Annotated in this window: 1 protein-coding gene; it reads right to left on the reverse strand. The window is 76.4% G+C overall.

The genetic code is table 11. The features are described 5' to 3' along the window. Positions 1-5673: SDR family NAD(P)-dependent oxidoreductase (locus tag V6V16_RS27550; RefSeq protein ID WP_334566830.1), on the reverse strand; the 5673-nt coding region annotated here is incomplete at both ends.

Raw genomic sequence — 5673 nt, forward strand, 5'->3', positions numbered from 1 at the left:
CCCGGAAGTTCACCCCGGCCGCCCGCACGGCGATGCGCACCTGGCCCGCGTCCAGGGCGACGGCGGCGGCGGGCACCATTCCGATGCCGTCCAGGGTGCCGGGGCTGACCGCCCCGACCCGCCACAGCCCGGCCGGGGGTACGAGTTCCTCGGCGGCCGGGCCGGCGGGCCGGCCCAGGCGCGGAGTGCGCACGTCGTCGCCGCGTACGGCCACCTGACCGCCGGTGCTCGACGGGTCCTCGGCCACGGCGGCCAGCACGGCGAGGGTGGCCGGAGTGAGTTCGCCGTCGACGTCGGCGAGGACGATCCGCCCGGGGTGCTCGGACTGCGCGGAGCGCAGCAGGCCCCAGACCGCCGCGCCGGGCAGGTCCCGCAACGCGTCGGACGGGGTGGCGGCCACGGCGCCGCGGGTAAGCACCACCAGCGTCGTGTCGGCCAGAGCCTCGCTGTCCAACCAGGACCGCACCACGTCCAGGAGCCGTGCCGTGGCCGTACGGACCAGCTCGGGCAGGTCGCCGTCCGCAGTGCCGGCGCGCACGGGGAGGAGCAGTGCGCGGGGCGCCTCGACCGCCCCGGCCGAGACCGCCGCGGTCAGCTCGTCGACCGTGGGGAACACCGGCGTGGTCAGGTCCGCCGGCGCGTCCCCGTCGCCGAGCAGCACCCAGCCGGAGACGTCCCGCGCGGGGGTGACCCGCTCGGCCTGCCACGTCACCTCGAACAGCGACCGCTCCGCGGCCTCCACACCGGTGGCGTCGGCCATCTCCCGCAGGGCCAGCGACTCGACGGACACCACCGGCGCGCCGGACTCGTCGCCGGCCACCAGCCGCACGCGCGAGCCCGACCGGGTCAGCCGCACCCGCAGCGTCCTGGCGCCGGACGCGTGCACCTGCACGCCCTCGAACGCGAAGGGCACGCGCGGCCCGCCGGACCGTTCGGTCAGCAGCAGCCCGACGGGGTGCAGCGCGGCGTCCAGCAGTGCCGGGTGCACGGCGAAGGTGGCGGCGTCGGCGGCCGCCTCGTCCGGCAGGGCCACCTCGGCGTACGCCTCGTCGCCGGCGGTCCAGAGCCGCCGCAGGCCCCGGAACGCCGGCCCGTAGGTCAGGCCGCGCTCCGCCAGCGCCGGGTACCAGCCGGCGAGGTCCACCTCGGTGCCTCCGGTCGGGGGCCAGGGACCCAGCGCCGGCTCGTCGGCGGCCTCTTCCAGCAGGCCGTCGGCGTGCCGCAGCCACGCGGCGTCCGGGTCGCCCTCGGGCTGCGAGTGCACCGCGACGGGCCGGGCGCCGGAGCCGTCGGCCGCGCCGACGCGCACCTGCACGCGGACCGCGCCCGAGTTCGGCAGCACCAGCGGCGCGGCGACGGTCAGCTCCCGCACCCGGGAGACGCCGACCTCGTCGCCGGCCCGCACCGCGAGCTCGACCAGGGCGGTGCCCGGCAGCACCAGCGCGCCGCCGACCACGTGGTCCGCCAGCCAGGGGTGCGTCGACGCCGACAGCCGGCCGGTCAGCACGACCTCGTCGTCACCGGCGAGACGCACCGCCGCGCCGAGCAGCCCGTGTCCGGCCGCGCCCAACCCCGCGCCCGACACGTCGCCGGTCGCGGACCGGTCGAGCGCCGGCCAGAACCGGTCCCGCTGGAAGGCGTACGTGGGCAGGTCGACCGGGGTGGCGCCCGAGCCGGCGAAGACGCTCACCCAGTCGACGGGCGCGCCGGCGACGTGCAGGGCGCCGAGGTTGGCCAGCATCTGCTGCGACCCGTTCTCGTCGCGGCGCAGCGAGCCGACCACCACGCCGTCGCCGGCGGCCCGGTCGAGCGCGTCCTGGACGGCCACCTTGAGCACGGGGTGCGGGCTGACCTCGACGAAGGTCCGGAAGCCCCGGTCGATCAGCCGGTCCACGACCGGCGCGAGCCGGACGGGTTCGCGCAGGTTGCGGTACCAGTAGTCGGCGTCGAGCTCGGCGGTGTCGATCAGTTCGCCGGTGACGGTGGAGTGGAAGTCCACCGTGCTGGAGCGCGGGTCCACCGTGCCGAATCCGGTGATCACGTCGTCACGGATCGCGTCGACGTGGCCGCTGTGGGCGGCGAAGTCGACGGCGACCCTCCGGGCGCGGATGTCGCGCTCGGCGCAGTGTGCGAGCAGCTCGTCGACCGACGCCAAGTCGCCGGCGACCACGGTCACGGCGGCGCCGTTGAGGGCGGCGGCGGAGAGGCTCCCCCGCCACGGCGTGATCAGCTGCTCGGTGTCGGCGGCCGGGAGCGGGACGGAGGCCATGCCGCCCCGGCCGGCGATCGCAAGCAGACTGCGGCTGCGCGCCACGACGAGCCGCGCCGCCTCGGCGAGGGTCAGCGCGCCGGCGACGCAGGCCGCCGCGAGCTCTCCCTGCGAGTGCCCGACGACGGCGGCCGGTTCGATGCCGCACGAGCGCCAGAGCTCCGCGAGGGACACCATGACGGAGAAGAGGACGGGCTGGACCACGTCCACCCGGTTCAGGGGCGGCGCGCCGGGCGCCTCCCGGAGGACGTCCTCCAGGGACCAGTCCACCAGCCGGGACAGCTCCTCGGCGCACTCCCCCATCCGCTGCCGGAAGATCGGCGAGGTCTCCAGCAGGTCCAGCGCCATCCCCGTCCACTGGGAGCCCTGGCCCGGGAAGACGAAGACGATCTTCGACGCCGCGTCCGCGCCGACCGGTGCGCTGTCGGCGGCGGAGAGGGCGGCCAGGCGGGTGGCCGCGTCGTCCCGGTCGGCGGCCACGACGACCGCGCGGTACGGGTGGTGCGCCCGCTGGGCGGCCAGGGAGAACCCGAGATCGCGCAGGTCGAGGTCGGCGTCACCGGCGAGTCGCTCGCCGAGGCGGGCGGCCTGCGCGCCGAGCGCGCGGGGGCTCCTGCCGGACACCAGCAGAGGTACGGCGGCGGGCCCGACCAGGCCGGGGACGTTCCCCGTCGGCGGGGCCGTCGCGGGGGCCGGCTCGTCGGGCGCCTGCTCGATGATGGTGTGCGCGTTGGTGCCGCTGATGCCGAACGACGACACCGCCGCCCGGCGCGGCCGCCGCACCGCCGGCCACGGTCGTGCCTCGGTGAGCAGGGCGACCGCCCCGGCGTCCCAGTCGACGTGGGGCGACGGCTCGTCCACGTGCAGCGTCGGCGGCAGCACGCCGTGCCGCATCGCCAGCACCATCTTGATCACGCCGGCCACACCCGCCGCCGCCTGCGAGTGACCGATGTTCGACTTGATCGATCCGAGCCAGAGCGGTTCGTCGCCGTCGCGGTCCTGCCCGTAGGTGGCCAACACCGCCTGCGCCTCGATCGGGTCGCCGAGGGTGGTGCCGGTGCCGTGCGCCTCCACGGCGTCCACGTCGGCCGGGCTCAGCCGCGCGTTCTCCAGCGCCTGCCGGATCACCCGCTGTTGCGACGGGCCGTTCGGGGCGGTCAGCCCGTTGGAGGCGCCGTCCTGGTTCACCGCGGAGCCGCGCAGCACGGCGAGCACCCGGTGCCCGTTGCGCCGGGCGTCGGAAAGGCGCTCCACCAGCAGCATTCCCACGCCCTCGGACCAGCCGGTGCCGTCGGCGCCGGCGGCGAACGCCTTGCACCGCCCGTCCGGGGCCAGCCCGCCCTGCCGGGAGAACTCGGAGAACATGCCGGGCTGCGCCATCAGCGCCACCCCGCCGGCCAGGGCCATGTCGCACTCGCCGCCGCGCAGCGCCTGGGCGGCGAGGTGCAACGCCACCAGGGACGAGGAGCAGGCGGTGTCGACCGTGACCGCCGGGCCTTCGAGGCCGAACGTGTAGGCGACCCGCCCGGAGGCGACGCTGCCCGCCGTCCCGGTCAGCAGGTGCCCCTCGAGGCCGTCCAGGTCGTCGCGTCCGCTGGTGGCGTAGCCGGAGGAGGCGGCGCCGATGAAGACACCGGTGGCGCTGCCGCCGAGCGTGGTGGGATCGACGCGGGCGTACTCGAAGCTCTCCCAGGCGGTCTCCAGCAGCAGCCGCTGCTGCGGGTCCATGGCGAGGGCCTCGCGGGGGCTGATGTTGAAGAAGCCGGCGTCGAAGTCGGCCGCGTCGTAGAGGAAGCCGCCCTGGTCGGTGACGGTGCCGCCCGCCTGGTCGCCGTCGGTGCCGTACAGCCGGTCGAGGTCCCAGCCGCGGTCGACGGGGAAGCCTCCGATCGCGTCGGCCCCCGAGGTGACGAGCTGCCACAACTGCTCGGGGGTGGCGACGCCGCCGGGGTAGCGGCAGGCCATGCCGATGATGGCGATCGGCTCGTCCGCGTCGGCGGTGACGACGGTACGGACCGTGGGGCCGCCGCCGGTGGCGCGGCCGAGCTGCGCGAACAGGTGCTCGGCCAGCCGGGCCGGGGTGGGGTGGTCGAAGGCCAGCGTGGCGGACAGCCGCAGCCCGGTGGCGGCGCCCAGCCGGTTGCGCAGCTCCACCGAGGTCAGCGAGTCGAAGCCCAGGTCCTTGAAGGCCCGGGCGGCGGGGACCGCCTGCGCGGAGGCGTGCCCCAGCACCGTCGCGGCCTGGCCGCAGACCAGGTCGACCAGCGCCTGGCGGGCGTCCGCCTCGGACAGGCCGTCGAGCCGGTCCCGCCACGAAACCCCGGCGGCCGGCTGGTCGGTCGCGGTCCGGCGTCGGCCGCCGCCGCGCAGCAGGTGCCGCATCAACGGCGGCACGTGGCTCGCCTCGCCGGTGAGCTGGAGTCGGGCCGCGACGACGACCGGTTGGACCGCCGGTAGGGCGGCATCGAGAAGTTCGGCGCCCTCGGCCGGGGAGAGACGGCTCATCCCGACCCGCCGCAACCGCTGCTGGTCGTCGCCGTCGAGGTGGGCGGTCATCGTGCTGTCGGTGGCCCACATGCCCCAGGCGAGGCTGGTGGCGGGCAGCCCCTGCTGCCGCCGATGCTGGGCGAGGGCGTCGAGGAAGGCGTTGGCCGCCGCGTAGTTGCCCTGTCCCGGGGAGCCGAGGGTGGCCGCCACCGAGGAGAACAGCACGAACGCGGCCAGGTCCAGGTGCCGGGTGGCCTCGTGCAGCGCCCATCCGGCGTCCACCTTGGGCGTCAGCACGGCGTGCAGCGCCCGCTCGTCGAGCGAGCCGATCGTCGCGTCGGCGATCACGCCGGCGGTGTGCACCACCGCGGTCAGCGGGTGCGCCGGGTCGATCCCGGCGATCAGTTCGGTGACCTGCGCGGGATCGCTGACGTCGGCCGTCACGGCGGTGACGTCGGCACCCGCGTCGGTGAGTTCCCGGACCAGGGTGGCGTAGTCGTCGTCACCGGGGCGGCCGGGTTCCCGGCGGGAGGCCAGCAGCAGGTGCCGGGCCTGGCCCGTGGCGACCAGGTGCCGCGCGAGTACGCCGGCCAGGGCCCCGGCGGCGCCGGTGACCAGCACGGTGCCCTCGGGGTCCACGGGCGCGGGGACACGGAGCACCACCTTGCCGACGTGGCGGGCCTGGCTGACGTGCCGCAGCGCCTGCCGGGCCTGGCGCACGTCCCACGCCCGTACGGGCAGCGGGCGCAACGCGCCCCGCGCGAAGAGGGCGAGGATCTCGCTGAGCATCTCGCCGATGCGGGTGCTGCCCGCCTCGTTCAGGTCGAACGCGCGGTACGTGACGCCCGGGTGTCCGGCGGCGACCGCGTCCGGGTCGCGCAGGTCGGCCTTGCCCATCTCCACGAACCGGCCGCCGC

The organism is Micromonospora sp. CPCC 205561 (genome assembly GCF_036906775.1).
Classification (GTDB): domain Bacteria; phylum Actinomycetota; class Actinomycetes; order Mycobacteriales; family Micromonosporaceae; genus Micromonospora.